This is a genomic window from Halomonas sp. CSM-2 (genome assembly GCF_002119345.1).
Lineage (GTDB): Bacteria > Pseudomonadota > Gammaproteobacteria > Pseudomonadales > Halomonadaceae > Vreelandella > Vreelandella janggokensis.
On record NZ_NBYR01000003.1, the window covers coordinates 179,177 to 196,892 of the forward strand.

The following is a 17,716-nucleotide window of genomic DNA, read 5'->3' on the forward strand; positions in this document are numbered from 1 at the left end:
AGAAGAGCGACGTGGCAAGCAATGAGTCGGTGCTGGGTAGAGCGGCGTTGAGCAGGGCTCGCCGCGTCGTGGTCAAGCTGGGCAGCGCGCTGCTGACCAATGACGGTCGTGGCCTGGATGAAGTGGCGATTGGCCGTTGGGTCGATCAAGTTGCGGCCCTGCACCAGCGGGGCATCGAGGTCGTCCTGGTGTCATCGGGTGCCGTCGCGGCGGGCATGGTGCGCCTTGGCTGGCAGGCCCGCCCCAGCGCGGTGCACGAACTCCAGGCCGCGGCGGCGGTGGGGCAAAACGGTCTGACCCAGTGTTACGAGCAGCACTTCGCCCGCCACGGTGTGCTGACCGCGCAGATCCTGCTGACCCACGACGACCTTTCCAACCGCAAGCGCTACCTTAACGCGCTTTCTGCATTGCGTACTCTGGTGGAAATGCGCGTCGTCCCGGTGGTCAACGAAAACGACACCGTGGTCACCGATGAGATTCGCTTTGGCGATAACGACACCCTGGGCGCCCTGGTCGCCAACCTGCTCGAAGCCGACGCCCTGCTGCTGCTGACTGACCAGGAAGGCTTGTTCGACGCTGATCCCCGCCACGTCCCCACCGCACAGCTGATTGGCGATGCCCGGGCCGACGACCCGCGCCTGGCGGCCGTTGCGGGTAGTGGCGGGTCGCTGGGGCGGGGCGGCATGACCACCAAGGTGCGCGCCGCTCAATTGGCGGCCCGCTCCGGTGCGGTCACGGTAATCGCCAGTGGTCGGCAGCCCGATGTCATCACCCGGGTTATGGCAGGCGAGGCGCTGGGCACGTTGCTGCGCCCGGAGCAAGCCCCCATCGCAGCACGTAAACGCTGGTTGGCGGGACAACTCCAGGTGCGCGGCACGCTGGTGCTGGACCCTGGCGCCGTCAAGGTACTGCGCGATAAAGGCTCCAGCCTGCTGGCCGTTGGCGTGCGCACCGTCCAGGGCAGCTTCAAGCGCGGCGATATGGTGGCCTGTGTCGATGAGCAAGGCACAACCGTGGCGAAAGGCTTGGTCAACTACGGAGCCGACGAAGCCCGTCAGCTAGCGGGTAAACCAAGCCATCAAATTGAAGCCATCCTTGGCTACGTGGAGGCTCACGAGTTGATTCACCGCGATAATCTGGTGGTGGTTTAACGCGGTTGCAAACGCGGTGGCAAAGGTACCTGACGCGGCCAGTTGTCGGGCACGATAAACAGCCGCTCGCAGCGCTGGGTTGAGGGCAGATACATCATGACCTGCTGCGGCTGATACCGGGCCATCGCCAATAGCGGTATCAGTGATTCTGACGCTGGTTTGAAGGCGTCAAAGGTTGGCGGCGCCAACCAGTGCGGTTTTTCGAGCCAGGTCACCAGAAAATCAGCGGGTAGGGTAGAGGCAAGCGCTGGCCAGTCGCTGACGTGGCACCAGCGTCCTCTGCGGTGTGCAGTAGTGGCACCCTCAGGCGATGGCATGGGCGCGTGCCATGGATAAAACAGCACGCCCGGCATGGCCAGCCGCTGGGTGAGCTGCCCGCCCAGGCCTGTTTCTGTATATCCTGTATCCCGAGGGGCTAGCCAATGGCCGAGTGTTTCCTGTGCGGGTATTGTGGAAGAAAGTGGCAACTGATGACGCTGCAAATGGCAGTATTTCAGAGCCAGGCTGTCCAGACCGCCCGGGCCTATCCAGCGGCTCTGGCTGGTGGCTTCTCCAGGCCCTTCAGGTAACCCGAGATAAAACTTGATCGCCACTTCCAGATGCACCGGAGCAGGTTGATCCCGCCTGCGGTAGAGCATGTCCAGTTCGCCCAAGGTAATGCGCTTGCGGGTAATCCGCACGTTATGAGCCAGCAGGCACGTATTGGGCGCGCGGTCCAGCAGCCAATGCCATAGCTGTTCGTGATAGTGCCCCATGCGGCTCGACTGGCGGCCATGGCGGGCCAGCTCAGGGATTGCCAAACCATTCAGCCAGGCTTCCAGGGCGTCACTCAGCCCCAGCTCGGACTGGCTAGGGCGGCCTGAAAATGGACTGGAGGGCGGGAACGCCACGATATCCGGTGTCACGACCAGCCAGGCGAGGTCACGCAATATTGCTTCATGATGTGCCGACGTCACACCTTCCAGGTAGTTAGGCGGCTTCAAGCGTTGTTCTCGGGTCGGCGTGGTCTGGCGTTCAGGCAATGGCTGATCATGGCAGAATTCCCAGGGCAAGCGGGGGTATAAAGCGTCATTATCACGGCTGTTGGTAACACGCTTACTGCTGATATGGAAGAGGCCGTCTCTGCAGGTATGTCATCAGGCATTAATCTGTGGCAGGGGCCTAGAACGCAAACGGGCTCCCCACTGGAAGCCCGTGAAGCGACACAGTTAACGATCAGTCGCGGTCCATCTGGGTGATATCGTAGGAACCCTGGCGCACGCTGATTTCCAGTTCACGACCGTTTTCATCGCGCCCTTCAATCTCGATAACGCCGCTTTCGTCGATATCCATGTCTTCAAACTCGACCATACCTTCCTGGCTGGCGACGTTCAGCGCCTGGCGAATATCGTCTTCGCTCATGCCCCAGGCACCGGTAATTAGCCGTTCGCGTTTTTCTTCCAGCGTTTCGCCGTCATCGATTGAAAAGCTGACATCGGCGTACCACTCATCGTCGAGCCAGCCTTCGACTTCTGCGCGGCCACGACTATTGATGCTGACTTCTTCAAAATGCGTAAAGCCATAATCATTGGCGTGGGTCAGCACATCGTCAATCCGGTCCATCGCCAGAGAGTCCGCCTGGGCTGTGCCCACCGCTGCTGTAAGCAGTAACGCAGAGCCCGGGATGATCAGCATTTTTTTCATCGTATTCATGGTTAATTCCTTCTTTCCATTCGAGGTGGTAAACGGCATTCGGCGAATGCGACAGTGACGTTATACCCCCACTATGCTTTCCTTAAGCTGACAAAGCGGTTCATCTAGCGTTCATGTTGACTTTGGCATGGTGTGACAATGAAACATGTGACCTCCCTCCTGACAACGCGGCCATGCCGTGATACGCCGCCTGCACTGCGCCGCATGATGCTGGTGGGGATAATGGTGCTTGGCCTGGTCACGGGGCAGGCGTCTTCTGATTCCTCGTGGGAGACGCTTCACGGGGAGGTCAGCGAGGGTGAGGTGGTATCTCTGGAAACCATTCTCGATTGGTTGGAGGCTCATTATATCGGCGAGGTACTGGAAGTTGAGGTCGAGCGTGAAGGTAGCTACGTCGAGTATGAAATCAAGCTGCTGGGTCCGCAAAACCAGGTGGTAGAGTTTGAATTTGATGGTCAGACCGGGCAGCTTATGGAGATGGAAGGCGTCAGGATCAACGACATGCGCCGCACGGAATAGAAGGCAGAAACAGTGGTGAGCCGATGAAGTGTTTGTTGGTATGAGGATGACCAGGCGTTAGCCCGCGAACTGGGCCAGGCATTACGCGATGGTGACTGGCTGGTAGAGCATGCGTTCAACGGTCAGGAAGCCGACTTTCTGGTGCGCACCGAAGCGTACGACAGCTTGATTCTGGACGTTGGACTGCCCGACGGTGACGGCATCCGTTGGCTGGCGGCATGGCGCGAAGACGGCATTGATCTGCCGGTACTGATTTTAACCGCGCGTGAACGTTGGGCCGATAAAGCGGCCGGTTTTTCCGCTGGCGCCGACGACTATGTCACCAAGCCGTTTGAATCCGCTGAAGTCCTGTTTCGCCTGCGTGCGCTGGTTCGTCGCAGCCACGGGCACGCGCACCCGGTGCTCAGGATGGGAGAGTTAAGCCTGGATACCCATACCCAGCACGTGGCGCTAGCGGGCCGCCCCGTATCGCTGACCGCCCAGGAAACGCGACTGTTGAGCTATTTGATGCACGCTGCGCCCCGGGTGGTGAGCCGCACCGAGCTGTCCGAACACGTCTACGACCGTGACCATGAACCCGATTCCAACGTCATTGATGTTCAGGTCAGCCGATTACGACGCAAGTTGGGCGCATGGCGTATTGTCACCCAGCGCGGCCAGGGCTACCGCCTGTTGGCCGAGCAGCCGGCGGCGGGATGATGCCCTGGCCATATTGGCAGGGCCGCATTGCGCGTCGCTCAATCGCCAGCCGTCTATTAGTGGCGACCCTGGTGATCGTCATCGTCGGGCTGCCTTTAGCGGGGTTCTTGCTGTCCCATCACTACCGTGAGTCGGCGACGCAGGCCTTCGATGATCGCCTGGAAGCCTTGCTCAATGTGGTCATCGCCGGGGTCGCCTTTGACCGTGTCGAGCAGCGACTGATCTTTGATCGCGATCTGGGTGATCCGCGTTTCGATCAGGTTTACTCCGGCTGGTATTGGCAGATGACCGACGGTCAGCAGCACACGCTCACCTCGCGCTCGCTATGGGATCAGCGCCTGCCGACCCATGACGGCAACACGCTGATTGCCCGAACCGTGAACGGTCCCCGGGCAAGCTCGCTGCGCCTGGTTGAGCGCGATATACAGCTGGCACCGCTGGATCAGCCGCTGCATATCAGCGTTGCGGCTGAAGACCAGGCGCTGATAGACAATGTGCACCAGTTTCAGCAGTGGCTATGGGGCGGTTTAGTCGGCTTGGGCACGCTGCTGTTGACGGTGCTGGCGTTACAGATTCGCTGGGGGTTGGCGCCGTTGCGGCGTATGCGAGCCAACCTGCGCGAGGTGGAAAACGGCGAGGCCAAGCAACTGGATACCCGGCTGCCCGATGAGTTGGCCGGCCTGGCCACCACCATGAACGCCGTACTGGCCCGTGACCAACGCTTGATAGAACGTGGTCGCCATGCCGCTGGCAATCTGGCCCACGCGCTGAAGACGCCGCTCAGTGTGATGCGTCTGCTGGCCCGTCAGGCACCGGCCGAGCAGCAGAGCGCCTGGGAAGCGGAGCTGACGCGCATCGACAGCGCCGTGCGCCACCATCTGGCACGCGCCTCGGCGGCCGGTGAGGGCGGCAGGGTGGCGCCCGTGTCGCTCAATGAAGCCCTGGCGCCGCTGATAAACGGACTGGCAAGGCTGGCCCAGCGCCGTGATATCCACCTTGAGCATACCCTGCCGCGCGATATGCAAGCGCACATGGATGCCCAGGATGCCCAGGAGATTGTCGGCAATATTCTGGATAACGCTCTGCGTTGGGCGAAGGGCGAGGTTATTCTGACCCTGGAGGCACACGGCGAACACCTCCAGCTGTGTGTCAGCGACGATGGCCCCGGAATGTCCCCAGCTGATTGCCAGGCAGCGCTGCAGCGGGGCAAACGGCTGGATGAGAAACGTTCGGGAAGTGGTTTGGGGCTTTCTATCGTTGCTGATCTGGTCGCTCTGTATCGTGGCGATATGCAACTTGAGCGGGCCGCTTTGGGCGGGTTGGCGGTCACCATCACGCTACCCGTCGTCGTGATTCGTCGCCCGGATAGGCGCTGAAAACGCGTCACGAACACCGAACAGGCAAGGAGCGATCAATGAACCACCACGCGGCAGTCCTCCCGGATGTATTGGTTGGCCCCATTCTGCGCCGCATCACCCCTTCACGGTGGGTGATGTGGTGCCTGACGTCACGGCCGCTCACCATGTCCCTGGTGCTGCATCCCGACGGGCCGCGAGCACAGACGTATCCGCTCGCGGCTTATCAGCAATGCCTGCCTGTCGGGCAACATGCGTTTATCCATTTGATCGACGTGCCGTTGGCGAGCCCCTTGCCCCGCGATGAGCGCATTGCCTATGACCTGAAAGTGCAGCAGCGCGATGGTGGTTACCAGTCACTTCCTGAGTGGGCGCCGTGGTTATGCTACGACGGCCAGGACTACCCGGGGTTTGTGATTGCCTCGCGCCATCATCGCTTGATGCACGGCTCCTGCCGCAAGCCCCACCATGATAGCGCCGACGGTCTGGTGCGTGCTGACCAATGGTTGGCCGAGCGTCAGACGACGCCAGGCGAATGGCCTTCTTGGCTGCTGATGACCGGCGATCAGGTGTATGTGGATGACGTGGCAGGGCCGATGCTGCGCGCGATTCATGCCCTGACGGAACGCCTGGGGTTGGTCGATGAGTATCTGGAAGGGGCGACCATCAGTGACAGCCAGGCGCTCTATACGTCCCCCGACAGCTACTATCAGCGCAGCCAGTTACTACCGGATACCACCAGCAACGTGGCGCTTCGCGAACGCTTTTTTGGCGGCGTGAAAAAGCCCGTCTTTACCTCGGCCAATGCGCAGAATCATCTGATGACGCTGGGCGAAATGTTGGCCATGTATTGCCTGGTTTGGTCGCCCGTGACATGGCAGGTTATTGCGCCCTCTCAGCCGTCACTGGGTGACAAGGACGCCGCGCTTTATCAGCAGGAGCAGGCCGTGATCGAGGCGTTTGTGGCGGGTTTGCCTCAGTGTGCACGCGCCATGGCGCATTTGCCCAGTCTGATGATCTTCGACGATCATGATGTAACCGACGACTGGAATCTGACCGCTGAATGGGAGCAAAGTGCCTACGGTCACCCGTTCTCGAAGCAGATTATCGGCAATGCCTTGATCGCTTACCTGCTTTGTCAGGGGTGGGGTAACGCGCCTGAAAAGCTCAACCCGCTGATTGACGAGACCAAGGCGATGCTCGAGTCGGTAGACAGCACCGGCTATCTCGCCAACGTGGCGCAAGACGGCCTGATTGACCGCCTGCTGGCGTTTCAGGGGTGGGCGTTTCAGGTCTCCGGCGAACCGCCATTGATCGTGCTGGACACCCGTACGCGCCGCTGGCGTAACGAGCGACACCCGCAGCGTCCTTCCGGGTTGATGGACTGGGAGGCGTTGATTGAAATGCAGCAGGCGTTGATCGGGGCGCCCAGCGCAGTGATCATTTCACCCGCGCCGATGTTTGGCGTCAAGCTGATCGAAGGTATCCAGAAGCTGTTTACCCTGGCTGGCAAACCGCTGATGGTCGACGCCGAAAACTGGATGGCGCATCGCGGGGCTGCGAACGTGCTATTGCAGATTTGGCAGCATTCCAAAACGCCCGGCAACTACGTGATCCTGTCCGGCGATGTGCACTACTCCTTTGCCTACGACATCGTGGTGCGTCACCGCAAGCATGCGCCCAGGCTATGGCAGATCACCTCCAGCGGGGTCAAAAATACCTTTCCCGATTCGCTGTTGGACACCTTTGACCGGCTCAATCGCTGGCTGTATGCCCCCTGGTCACCGCTCAACTGGTTTACCAAGCGCCGCAAGCTGAGTGTTCACCCCCGTGATCCCGACCGTGCAAGTGCTGGTGAACGCCTCTGGAACGCCAGCGGTATCGGGCTAGTGACCCTCGACGAACACGGCTGCCCGGTCGACATTCGCCAGTTGGACGCCAGCGGAGGAGAAGCCTGTTTTCCACCGCCCGATATACCGGCGCGTTAGGAGTTATAGCGTCTGTCATCATTTCGTCACGGTATTGGCCCAAGCTTATCTCATGGATAAAAACGCTAGGGATATCCGATTGTTATTTAATGTGACGAACAGGCAATGACCGCACAAGAAGCGCAATGGCTCAATCGCATCATTCATACAGAAGACTTGCAGGTCCTTTTTCAGCCCATTGTGGATGCCAGCCAGCAAGCCATCTATGGGTACGAGGCACTGGTTCGTGGGCCTCGCTCTTCTCCGCTTTATTCGCCGCTGCGGTTGTTTGAAGTCGCCACTCAGGCAGGGCTGCTGGTTGAGTTGGACCTGCTTTGCCGTCGCTTGGCCATACGACGCTTTGCCGAACTCGAGCTGCCTAGTCTACTATTTCTGAACGTCATGCCGCTCACCATCCTGGAACGTGATTTTCGCGAAGGATTGACGCTAGGCTTTATTCGCGAAAGCGGCCTTCCTCCAGAGCGCGTAGTGATCGAACTCACCGAGCACGTGCCCATTCATGATTACCAGTTGATGCGCCAGGCAGTGGATCACTATCGCGACATGGGCTTTCAAGTGGCCTTGGATGATCTCGGCGCGGGCCACTCAAGCCTGCGCCACTGGTCGGAACTGCGCCCGGACTTCGTCAAACTGGATCGCCACTTTATTTCGGGCATCGATCAGGAGCCCGCCAAGCGCGAGTTTCTACGCTCTATTCTGGATGTTGCGCGTAGTCTGGACTGCCAATTGATAGCGGAGGGCGTTGAAACCGCCGCTGAGCACCTGTGCCTGTGGGAGCTCGATCGTGGCCTGGCCTTGCTGCAAGGGTTTTATTTTGCCAGACCCAGCGCGGAGCCTCCGCTTCAGCTGCATATGCGGCTGCCTGCCGCTAAACCGCTGGCAAACCCGGCGGGACGAACGGCCCGTTCGATCTGTCAGGCGATTGAAGCGGTCACCCCTAGCTGTGCTGTTCTTACGCTGGCCGAGCGCTTTCGACAGCAGTCGAGTCTTCGCTGCGTAGCGGTGGTCGATGACGGCAGGCCAGTGGCCGTGGTGCGCCGTAATGCGTTTCTCACCTTGTTTACCAACCCCTACAGCCATGCGCTTTATGCCAAGCGGTGCGTGCTGGATGTCGCCGATACCAAGTCATTGATCACTAATGCCAGTACCCCGCTGGATATATTGAGTCAGCAACTGACGGATAGCCGCGATATCGAGCAGGAAGACTTTGTGATTGTCGATGAAAATAGCCACTACCTGGGCATGGGCAATATTGTCGACTTGCTGCGTGAAATTACTGCCATCCAGGTTCGCCAGGCGCGCCATGCCAACCCGCTTACCGGGTTGCCGGGCAATATCCTGATCAATGAAACCCTTGGCCGCTACCTGAATGCCGGTGAGGGGGTGGCCGCTGCTTACGTCGACCTGGATAATTTCAAGGCTTTTAACGACGCCTACGGCTATGCCCGGGGCGATCACATGATCATTGCGTTATCCCGGCTGCTGGAGGCTCAGGCCGATAGCGTCGGTGGCTTCATCGGCCATATCGGCGGGGATGATTTCATGCTGCTACTGCCGTTGGCGCATTGGGAAAAAGCCTGCCAGCAGATCCTGCATCATATGGAGCTGATGGCGCCGGGATTTTATGAAGAGGACGACCGCAAGCGTGGCGGAATCCACATCGAAAACCGGCAGGGGACAATCAGCTTCTTTCCGTTTGTCAGCGTCTCGATTGCCGTCAAGCCGATTCCACCCGTCGCCGACTGTAAGGCCCTGGATGTCGCTGCCGAACTCTCGGAGTTAAAGCAACAGGCCAAAAAAATTCCTGGCAACAGCCTGTTTGTCGAGCGACGTAGCCGCAACGTTGCCAGCTTGAAAGCGTAATGACATATTACGGTCGTCAAAACGTCACCAATGGGTCATCTGAATGTCCCGCCCCTGTCATCTGAGCGCGTCAGTATCGTTGTGTCTTCTAACAACGCATCAGGTGATCCATGCAGACGTTATCTCTTCCTCGTACCCTCATTAGCGCCGCCGTTGCCAGTGCCTTTGCCTTTTCAGCCGTGGCGGTTCAGGCCGATCTTTCCAGCCGCTATCAGGATGCGGACGGCGATCTGATGGCAGATGTCCCCAGCGATGACGCCCAGTGGGTAGACCCGGACACGCTGGTGTTTGCCTATACGCCGGTCGAAGATCCCGCTGTCTATGCCGATGTCTGGTCTGACTTCCTGGATCATTTGAGTGACGCCACAGGTAAAGAGGTGCAGTTCTTCCCGGTACAGTCCAACGCTGCCCAGCAGGAAGCCATGCGTGCGGGCCGTTTGCACGTCGCCGGTTTTAATACGGGTGGTGTGCCAGTAGCGGTCAACTGCGGTGGTTTCCGTCCGTTTGCCATGATGGCCGCCGAGGACGGCAGCTTTGGCTATGAAATGGAAATTATCACCTACCCGGGTAGCGGTATTGAGTCCGTTGAAGATTTGCAGGGCCGCCAACTGGCATTCACCTCCGAGACGTCCAACTCGGGCTTCCGTGCGCCTTCAGCGCTACTGCGTTCCGAATACGGCATGGAAGCGGGAGAAGATTTTGAGACAGCGTTCTCGGGTTCACATGACAACTCTGTTCTAGGCGTGGTCAACGAAGACTATGAGGCCGCGGCCATCGCCAACTCGGTAGCGCGTCGGATGCTGTCGCGTGGCGTCGTGGAAGAAGGTGATTACGATGTCATTTATACCTCGCAAACGTTCCCGACCACTGCCTACGGTACGGCCCATAACCTGGCACCCGAACTGGCGCAGGACATTCAGGACGCCTTCTTCAGCTATGACTGGGAAGGCACCGCCCTGGAGGAAGAATTCTCCAACTCCGGCGAAGCCCAGTTTATCCCCATTACCTATCAGGATAACTGGGAAGTGATTCGCACCATCGCTGATGCCAATGGGGTGACCTACGACTGCGACTGATCGCCAGGTGGACGTTGTTAACCGGCCAGGAAGGCTCCCCTTTCTGGCCGTTTCTTTATATGTTTGAGGTGGAAAATGTTGACACTAAGCGGCGTAGCCAAGCGCTACCCCACCGGCGATCGGGCGCTGGCCAATATAGAGTTAACCCTGCCCAAGGGACAGGTGATGGCGCTGATCGGGCCATCCGGCGCCGGTAAAAGCACCCTGATTCGCTGTGTTAACCGGCTGGTTGAGCCTACCCAGGGCAGCATTCGCCTGGAAAATACCGAAATTACCAAGCTTTCCGGCCACAAGCTGCGCCATGCGCGGCGTTCCATGGGCATGATTTTCCAGGAGTATGCCCTGGTTGATCGACTCACCGTGATGGAAAACGTGCTCTCAGGTCAGTTGGGTTACGTGGGTTTCTGGCGCAGCTTTCTGCGCCGCTACCCTCAGGAAGCGGTCGTGGAAGCGTTTCGGCTGTTGGAGCGGGTTGGCTTGACGCACGCCATCGATAAGCGTGCCGATGCGCTATCGGGCGGTCAGCGTCAGCGTGTGGGGATCGCCCGGGCCCTGTTGCAGAGCCCCAAGCTGCTGTTGGTCGATGAACCCACCGCCAGCCTTGACCCGAAAACCTCTCGCCAAATCATGCGCTTGATTCGTGAGCTGTGTGCCGAGCGTGACCTGGCGGCGATTATCAATATCCATGATGTGGCGCTGGCGAAGCAGTTTGCCGACCGCATCGTCGGACTGCGGGCGGGGGAAATCGTCTTTGACGGTGACCCCAGTGAGCTCACCAGCGAGATTCTCACTACGATCTACGGCGAGGAGGACTGGGATACCACGCCCGAACCAATGGATGACGAGGTTAGCGATGACCCGCGCGATACAGCCTCGTACAGCGCGGCCCCCGCAATGGCCGTCGGAGGCGCACGATGAGCGAGCAGGCCGAGATGTTGACGGCGCGCCAGCAAGCGGCACACCGCGGCGAGTGGCGCCGGCTTCCACTGATCGCAAGCCCGCGATTGCGCTGGGGCATTGTCCTCGGAGTGGGGGTGTATCTTGTGTTGGCGCTCGCCTCGGTAGAGGTGGACTGGGAGCGCGTGGCTGAGGGGGCGGGCCGTGCGGTGAATTTTCTGGGCGCGTTTATGCAGCCCGATTTTGTCAGCCGTTACGACGATATCGTTGCGGGTTTGCTGGAAAGCTTGACCATGACGCTGACCTCCACGGTGATTGGGGTGCTGCTGGCGATACCCGTCGGGTTGGGGGGCGCGCGCAATATTGCGCCATTGCCGATTTACACAGTCTGCCGGGCGATCATTGCGGTGTCGCGCACTTTTCAGGAGGTCATCATCGCCATCCTGTTCGTGGTGATGTTCGGCTTTGGGCCTTTTGCCGGCATGATCACCCTGGCGTTTGCGACGATTGGTTTCATGGCCAAGCTGCTGGCCGAAGACATCGAGGACCTGGACTGGCGTCAGGTTGAGGCAGTGCGCGCCACGGGTGCCAGCTGGTGGCAAACCATGAATCACGCGATTCAACCCCAGGTCATGCCGCGTTTGATCGGGCTTTCCATGTACCGCCTGGATATCAACTTCCGCGAATCTTCGGTAATCGGGATTGTCGGGGCAGGCGGTATCGGCGCCACCTTGAACACCTCGCTGAGCCGCTACGAATACGATACCTCAGCGGCGATCCTGCTGATCATCATCGCCATCGTATTGCTGTGCGAGTACGCCTCGAGTCATGTCCGTCGCTGGACCCAGTAACCCCTGAATTAGTCTTTTCTGAATCGATACTTTGTGGAGTAGTTGAATGCCCGTTTCCACCTCATCTCAGGGTCAGTCGGTCTGGCGGCGGCGTACGACCCGCGCGCAATGGCTCCAGTACCTGGCCTGGCTGGCAGGGGTCAGCCTGTTTCTGCTCTGCTGGAAGCTGATTTCCGACAATACCATGTGGGTGTTCGTCGACGACGCTGGCCGCCAGGGAGCCGATCTGATCAGCCGCATGACCCCACCCGAGTGGGGCTATGCCAATGTGCTATGGAAGCCCATGTGGGACACCCTGAACATTGCCACCCTGGGCACGGCGCTGGGCATTGTCATGGCCTTTCCAGTAGCGTTTCTGGCGGCTCGCAATACGACACCGCATCCGCTTATACGCAGCGCCGCGTTGGTGGTGATTGTGTCGTCACGCTCGATCAACTCGCTGATCTGGGCAATGTTGCTGGTCACCATCCTGGGTCCCGGCGTGCTGGCAGGGATTATTGCCATCGCTCTGCGTTCCATCGGCTTTGTGGGTAAGCTGCTCTACGAATCCATCGAAGAGATTCATCCCACGCCGGTCGAGGCGATCAGCGCGACCGGTGCGAGCCGTATGCAGGTAATGAACTATGGTGTGTTGCCCCAGGTCATGCCAGCATTTGCCGGTATCAGCGTTTACCGTTGGGATATCAATATCCGCGAATCGACTGTGCTGGGCCTGGTGGGGGCGGGCGGTATCGGTTTGCAGTTGAACGCTTCGATCAACAGCCTTGCCTGGGATCAGGTCAGCGTGATTTTCGTCATGATCTTTGCCACCGTACTGGTGTCGGAGTGGATATCCGCCCGGGTACGCCACGCGATTATCTAATCGATTTGGCAGCGTCTCGATCTTTGCGCCATGCTATAGACTAACCGGTCAAAGTAGAGATGCCTCCATGCCCTTCGCGCGCAGCTTGCCTATTGTAGGTTTGTTAATCCTCATGATGGTGTCAGGCTGCGCCAGTCACAAGACAGACCTGAATGAACGCCTTGACGAGGCTGAGGGCTTGTCCATGGAGCGTGCGTTGATTCTTTCCCATGCCCAGCAAGCGCTGGGCACTCCCTACCGCTTTGGCGGTAACTCGCCCGACGGTCTGGACTGCTCCGGACTGGTCGAGATGGTCTATCAAGCGGCGGGGATCCGTGTGCCTCGTACCGCCGACCAGCAGTTTCGCCAACTGCCAACGGCGAATGCTCCGCGCCCGGGTGATCTGCTGTTTTTTGGTTCACGCCAGAAAGCCACTCACGTGGGCATTTACCGCGGGCAGGGGCAGATGATTCACGCCCCCGGCAGCGGCCGTGAAGTGGTGAGTGTGCCGCTGGATATCGACTACTGGCAGCAGCGCTTTTTGGGCGCCGCCAGTCCTGCGCCCTGAGCCCTCCCCGAGATTGTCAAGCGAGTCCAACGATTCCCCGATTTTTATGACCTGGGTCAATTGTCGCGCCTTCCAACGGCCTATAATACCGCCCGATTTACCCACCTACCTAACCCATAAGCATTAAGCTTATTTAATTACGTGACATAATGCGGCACACTCAGATGAAAGGGTTACTCGACCCGATAACAATAACGTGAGCATGCCGCTTACCTCACTAACGACGCTATCAGTTTGAGGTTAAGCAATGAAAACTATCGTTAACCGCATGCCGATGCGGCTCAAATTCGCCAGCGTGTTGCTATTGCCGTTGCTCGCGTTGGCCTGGTTTGCCATTCAGGGGATCATGGAACGTCGTACTTCGCTGCAGGAGTTTGACCGCCTCCATGCAATGACTGAGCTTGCTCAGCGTGCCGGTGATGTTGTTCATCAGATGCAGTTAGAGCGTGGGATGACGGCTGGATTTTTAGGCAGCGAGGGTGACGCGTTTGGCAACCGGCTTCGCCAGCAGCGACCCAACACCGATGAGGCCGCCGAGGCGTTTCATAACGAGCGGGCTTCCCTGGATCAATCGCAGCTGACGCCCTCCGTCCAGCAGCAACTGCGCGAGATTGATGAACGTTGGCAACGCCAGCCGGCGCTTCGCGATCGCGTTGATGACCTGGAGGTGACGATGGGGGAGGCGCTTGGTCACTATACCGGCATTAACGGCCAACTGATGGCGTTTGTAGGCACGTTGGCGCATCTCACTCAGGAAGGTGATATCACCCGCCAACTGAGCGCTTATTATCAGCTATTGGAAGCCAAGGATCTGGCCGGTATCGAACGGGCGCTGCTGTCGAATGCGTTTGCTGCGGATGGCATGTCAGCCGAGATGTTGCGACGCTTTTTATCGCTGCTCGGCGAGGAACAGGCCTTTTTGGATAGCTTTCGGGTCCTGACCAGTGAAGCAAGTCGCGAACAGCTTGCTCAAGCGCTAAGCGGTGCGGAGATCGAGCGGCTTCTGGAGCGGCGCGAACTTGCCATCAGCCAAGCCAGCGAGGGCGGCTACGGCGTGGACCCAGAGGAATGGTTCGAATGGCAGACAGTGAAGATCGGCCGTTTGAAGGCATTAGAAGACCAGGTGGCGGATTCGATAGTGACTCAAACAGCCGCATTGCGTCAGGAAGCTCAGCAGGCGCTCTGGCAATATGTGGGGATTGCGCTGGTGGCCAGTTTGGTGGCGATAGGCGTTGCCGCATTGATTGTACGGGCAATTACGCAACCGCTGCATCTGGCACTGTCCAGCATTGAGACGCGCGGTAACGATCTGACCCAGCGTTTGAAAGTGCCGGGTAGCGATGAATTATCGCAGCTGTATCGCGCCTTCAATGAATCGTCGGCGGTAACTGAGAACCTGGTGGCTGAGATCAAACACAACGCACAGTCGGTGGCGGTGGCCAGCAATCAGATCGCGCAAGGAAACCAGGACCTTGCTCAGCGGACGGAAGAGCAGTCTGCTTCGCTGGTACAGACCGCGTCGAGTATGGAGCAGATCACAGCGACGGTCCGCCAGAGCTCTGACAACGCCCAACAGGCTCAGAAGATGACTGGCGAAGTGGCCGAGGAAGCCAAAGAGGCGACTCATGTGGCGTCGCAAGCCCAGCAAGCCATGCAGCTCATTCAGCAAGCCAATGAACAAGTCACCAGCATTGTCGCGACGATTGACAATATTGCTTTCCAGACCAACTTGCTGGCGCTGAATGCCTCGGTTGAGGCCGCGCGAGCGGGTGAACATGGGCGTGGTTTCGCGGTGGTGGCCGATGAAGTACGCAAGCTGGCCAGCCGGAGCGCTGACGAAGCGAGCCAGATTCGTCAACTGGTCGATAACAACGTGAACAAGATTGCCGAGGGCGAAACCCTGGTAACATCAACCAACAATACGCTGGAACGTATCGCCCAGCGCGTTAAGCAGATGGCGGGCTTGATGGATGAGATGGCCTCGGCGACCCATGAGCAATCATCGGGCATTGAGGAAATTAATCGGGCCATGGTTCAACTGGAGGACGTCACTCAGCAAAATGCTTCCTTGGTGGAAGAAGTCGCGGCGGCCAGTCGTTCGCTGGATGAGCAGGCTGATGATATGACCCGAAGAATGAATACGTATCAGGTGCGCGACAGCCATCAAGTTATGCTTAGTTAGGCCGATATAAACCATAGAGGGCGCTCACTGGAGCGCCCTCTTGATATGAACTGTGACTGAAGGACAGTGCCTGGCGTTTTGTAATGCGTTGATTAGCGACGATTGTCGTGTCGCGCAGGGTTTAACAGTAGGTGATGATATAATGAACCTGCTGTGTATGGGGAGGCCTCTGACGCAGCTAAAAATACATTGACGACTATTATAAATTGAGGAGCGCTGGGACGTATGAGCCAGTCTTTCACGACGCCAAAGGCGCAGTCTTTGCCTCATTCCCATGCTTTATCGCTATCCCCAGGCGAAGCCGATGAGCCCGACGACTCGGACGCTACTCGCCTGCCCGCCCTAGGACCCGCCCAAGCGGCTTTCCTGCATGCCAACGAGGCCATCATTATAACCGACGCAGAAAACCGTGTGATCGATGTCAATCCGGCCTTCAGTGAACTAACCGGCTGCATGCTGGACGCTGTGGAGGGCAAGACGCCCGAGGCATTCAGTATTCTGCCGTTGGACGATAGCCGCACCACCCGGTTGATGCGTGAAGAGCTTCATCTTCGTGATCGTAGTAAAAGTCAGGTGAGTTACTGTAGCCACGACGGTCAGTTTTATCCCGGCATGATGTCGATCAATCGGGTGCGCGACGCCGAGGGTAACGTTGATCACCATGTGATCGTACTGGCGGATCTATCCGCGATTCCTGCCCATGCGCGGCATCTTAACCGGGAAGTGTACTTTGATGCATTGACGGGACTGCCCAACCTGCAACTGCTGACACAGCTTATCCAGGAATCCATACAGCACGCTGAAAACAAGCAGCAGTCGCTGGCGGTATGTTCCCTGGATATCGACCTTTTTAAAGCCATCAACGACCGTCTTGGCTCCAGCGTGGGCGACGCGCTGCTCTCGAGCTTTGCGCAGCGTATCAGTCATCTGCTGTTTGGCGACGATGTGCTGGCTCGGGTAGGCGGTGATGAGTTTGTGCTGCTGCTCCATCATGGTGTGGACGACGTATTCCTCGAAAAGCTGCTGGCCTCCATTCGGAGACCGCTTTTCATTGAAGGACATACGGTCCACCTGACGGTCAGTCTGGGGGTGACGTTTTATCCTAATGACCCGGCGCAGGGCGATGGCTTGTTACGCCATGCCCATCAGGCGATGTACCGGGCCAAGCAGCGGGGGCGTGATAACTTCCATGTCTTTGATCCGAACCATGACCGTCTGCTGCAGGTCCGCCACGAGCAACGCCAGCGCTTTGTGGACGCATTGGCAAACGATGAGCTGCGGCTTTATTACCAGCCGCAAGTCGATATGCGTTCCGGGCAGGTCGTGGGGGTGGAAGCCCTGATTCGATGGCAGCACCCCGAAAGAGGACTGCTGGCACCCAGCCAGTTTCTGCCCACTATTGAGGCGACGCCGCTTGAGGTTGACCTGGGTGAGTGGGTGTTGAAAGAGGCGATGCGACAACTGGTCAAGTGGAAAGCGGCGGGAATTTCGCTGCCCGTCAACGTCAATATCAGCCCCTCGCACTTGCTTCTGGACAACTTCAGCCAGCGCCTTGGTGAGTTGTTAGCGTGTTACCCCAGTGTGCCACCGGCCATGCTCAAGCTCGAAGTGCTGGAAAGCGCGGCGATGCATGACATTCAAGCGGCGTTGAACACCATGGCGAAATGCCAGGCCTTGGGGGTCAACTTTGCGATTGATGATTTTGGTACCGGCTTCTCATCACTAACCCACTTGCGCCAACTGCCGGTGAACCTGATCAAGATCGACCAGAGCTTTGTCCGCGATATGTTAAGCGATGCGGACGACATGGCGATTGTGGAAAGCGTGATCTATATGGCAAATCGCTTTCAGCGGCCGATGCTGGCGGAAGGGGTCGAGACGCTGGGGCATGCAAAAGCGCTGATCGCCCTGGGCTGTGAGTTGGCACAAGGTTACGGTATCGCACGCCCCATGCCTGCTAATGAACTGCCACAATGGCTAGCCGCGTGGCCGAGACGAGCCGATTGGAACGCGCTTGGAAAGATACATTAACAG

Annotated in this window: 14 protein-coding genes and 1 pseudogene; 13 read left to right on the forward strand and 2 right to left on the reverse strand. The window is 58.6% G+C overall.

The features are described 5' to 3' along the window. Positions 1–11: 11 nt before the first annotated feature. Entirely contained in the window at positions 12–1,151 is a 1,140-nt protein-coding gene (gene proB / locus B7L15_RS03695; protein WP_085917670.1) for a glutamate 5-kinase, read from the forward strand. On the opposite strand, the gene B7L15_RS03700 is transcribed toward proB, so the two are convergent. Together B7L15_RS03700 and B7L15_RS03705 are read right to left on the reverse strand one after the other, a co-directional pair. Next, positions 1,148–2,173, reverse strand: a complete 1,026-nt coding sequence (locus B7L15_RS03700; protein WP_441316943.1) for a DUF1853 family protein — start codon at positions 2,171–2,173, stop codon at positions 1,148–1,150. The two genes, proB and B7L15_RS03700, sit on opposite strands and share 4 nt — an antisense overlap. Positions 2,174–2,366: 193 nt before the next feature. Further along, the gene (locus tag B7L15_RS03705) at positions 2,367–2,843 is read right to left on the reverse strand and encodes a PepSY domain-containing protein (protein WP_085917671.1); all 477 of its coding nucleotides are present in this window, start codon (positions 2,841–2,843) and stop codon (positions 2,367–2,369) included. A 138-nt stretch (positions 2,844–2,981) separates the two neighbouring features. Between B7L15_RS03705 and B7L15_RS03710 the strand changes: the two genes are divergently transcribed. From B7L15_RS03710 to B7L15_RS03765, 12 genes and pseudogenes are all read left to right on the forward strand, one after another. Continuing rightward, positions 2,982–3,362, forward strand: coding sequence for a PepSY domain-containing protein (locus B7L15_RS03710; RefSeq protein WP_139839341.1), 381 nt, complete (start codon positions 2,982–2,984; stop codon positions 3,360–3,362). A 23-nt stretch (positions 3,363–3,385) separates the two neighbouring features. After that, positions 3,386–4,061: pseudogene (locus B7L15_RS03715) on the forward strand (response regulator transcription factor). Then, positions 4,058–5,437, forward strand: coding sequence for a sensor histidine kinase (locus tag B7L15_RS03720; protein WP_085917672.1), 1,380 nt, complete (start codon positions 4,058–4,060; stop codon positions 5,435–5,437). Before B7L15_RS03715 ends, B7L15_RS03720 begins: the two are co-directional and overlap by 4 nt. Positions 5,438–5,475: 38 nt before the next feature. Next, on the forward strand, positions 5,476–7,404 hold the full coding sequence (locus tag B7L15_RS03725; RefSeq protein WP_085917673.1) for a hypothetical protein: 1,929 nt from the start codon (positions 5,476–5,478) through the stop codon (positions 7,402–7,404). Between the two features lie 105 nt (positions 7,405–7,509). Further along, entirely contained in the window at positions 7,510–9,267 is a 1,758-nt protein-coding gene (locus B7L15_RS03730; RefSeq protein WP_085917674.1) for a bifunctional diguanylate cyclase/phosphodiesterase, read from the forward strand. Between the two features lie 110 nt (positions 9,268–9,377). Further along, on the forward strand, positions 9,378–10,343 hold the full coding sequence (gene phnD / locus B7L15_RS03735; protein WP_085917675.1) for a phosphate/phosphite/phosphonate ABC transporter substrate-binding protein: 966 nt from the start codon (positions 9,378–9,380) through the stop codon (positions 10,341–10,343). A 75-nt stretch (positions 10,344–10,418) separates the two neighbouring features. Then, the gene (gene phnC / locus B7L15_RS03740) at positions 10,419–11,261 is read left to right on the forward strand and encodes a phosphonate ABC transporter ATP-binding protein (RefSeq protein WP_085917676.1); all 843 of its coding nucleotides are present in this window, start codon (positions 10,419–10,421) and stop codon (positions 11,259–11,261) included. After that, positions 11,258–12,091 (forward strand): phosphonate ABC transporter, permease protein PhnE, encoded by an 834-nt coding sequence (phnE, locus tag B7L15_RS03745; protein WP_085917677.1) that lies wholly within the window; start codon positions 11,258–11,260, stop codon positions 12,089–12,091. The genes phnC and phnE (B7L15_RS03745) overlap by 4 nt, the downstream gene beginning before the upstream one ends. A gap of 46 nt (positions 12,092–12,137) precedes the next feature. Continuing rightward, complete coding sequence (gene phnE / locus B7L15_RS03750) at positions 12,138–12,953, forward strand: phosphonate ABC transporter, permease protein PhnE (protein ID WP_085917678.1); 816 nt, start codon at positions 12,138–12,140, stop codon at positions 12,951–12,953. Between the two features lie 67 nt (positions 12,954–13,020). Continuing rightward, positions 13,021–13,500, forward strand: coding sequence for a C40 family peptidase (locus tag B7L15_RS03755; RefSeq protein ID WP_085917679.1), 480 nt, complete (start codon positions 13,021–13,023; stop codon positions 13,498–13,500). A 247-nt stretch (positions 13,501–13,747) separates the two neighbouring features. Beyond that, a complete protein-coding gene (locus B7L15_RS03760) occupies positions 13,748–15,682 on the forward strand; it encodes a methyl-accepting chemotaxis protein (protein WP_085917680.1) in 1,935 nt (644 codons plus the stop codon). Between the two features lie 225 nt (positions 15,683–15,907). Further along, positions 15,908–17,713, forward strand: a complete 1,806-nt coding sequence (locus B7L15_RS03765) for a putative bifunctional diguanylate cyclase/phosphodiesterase (protein ID WP_085917681.1) — start codon at positions 15,908–15,910, stop codon at positions 17,711–17,713. The last annotated feature ends 3 nt before the right edge of the window (positions 17,714–17,716 follow it).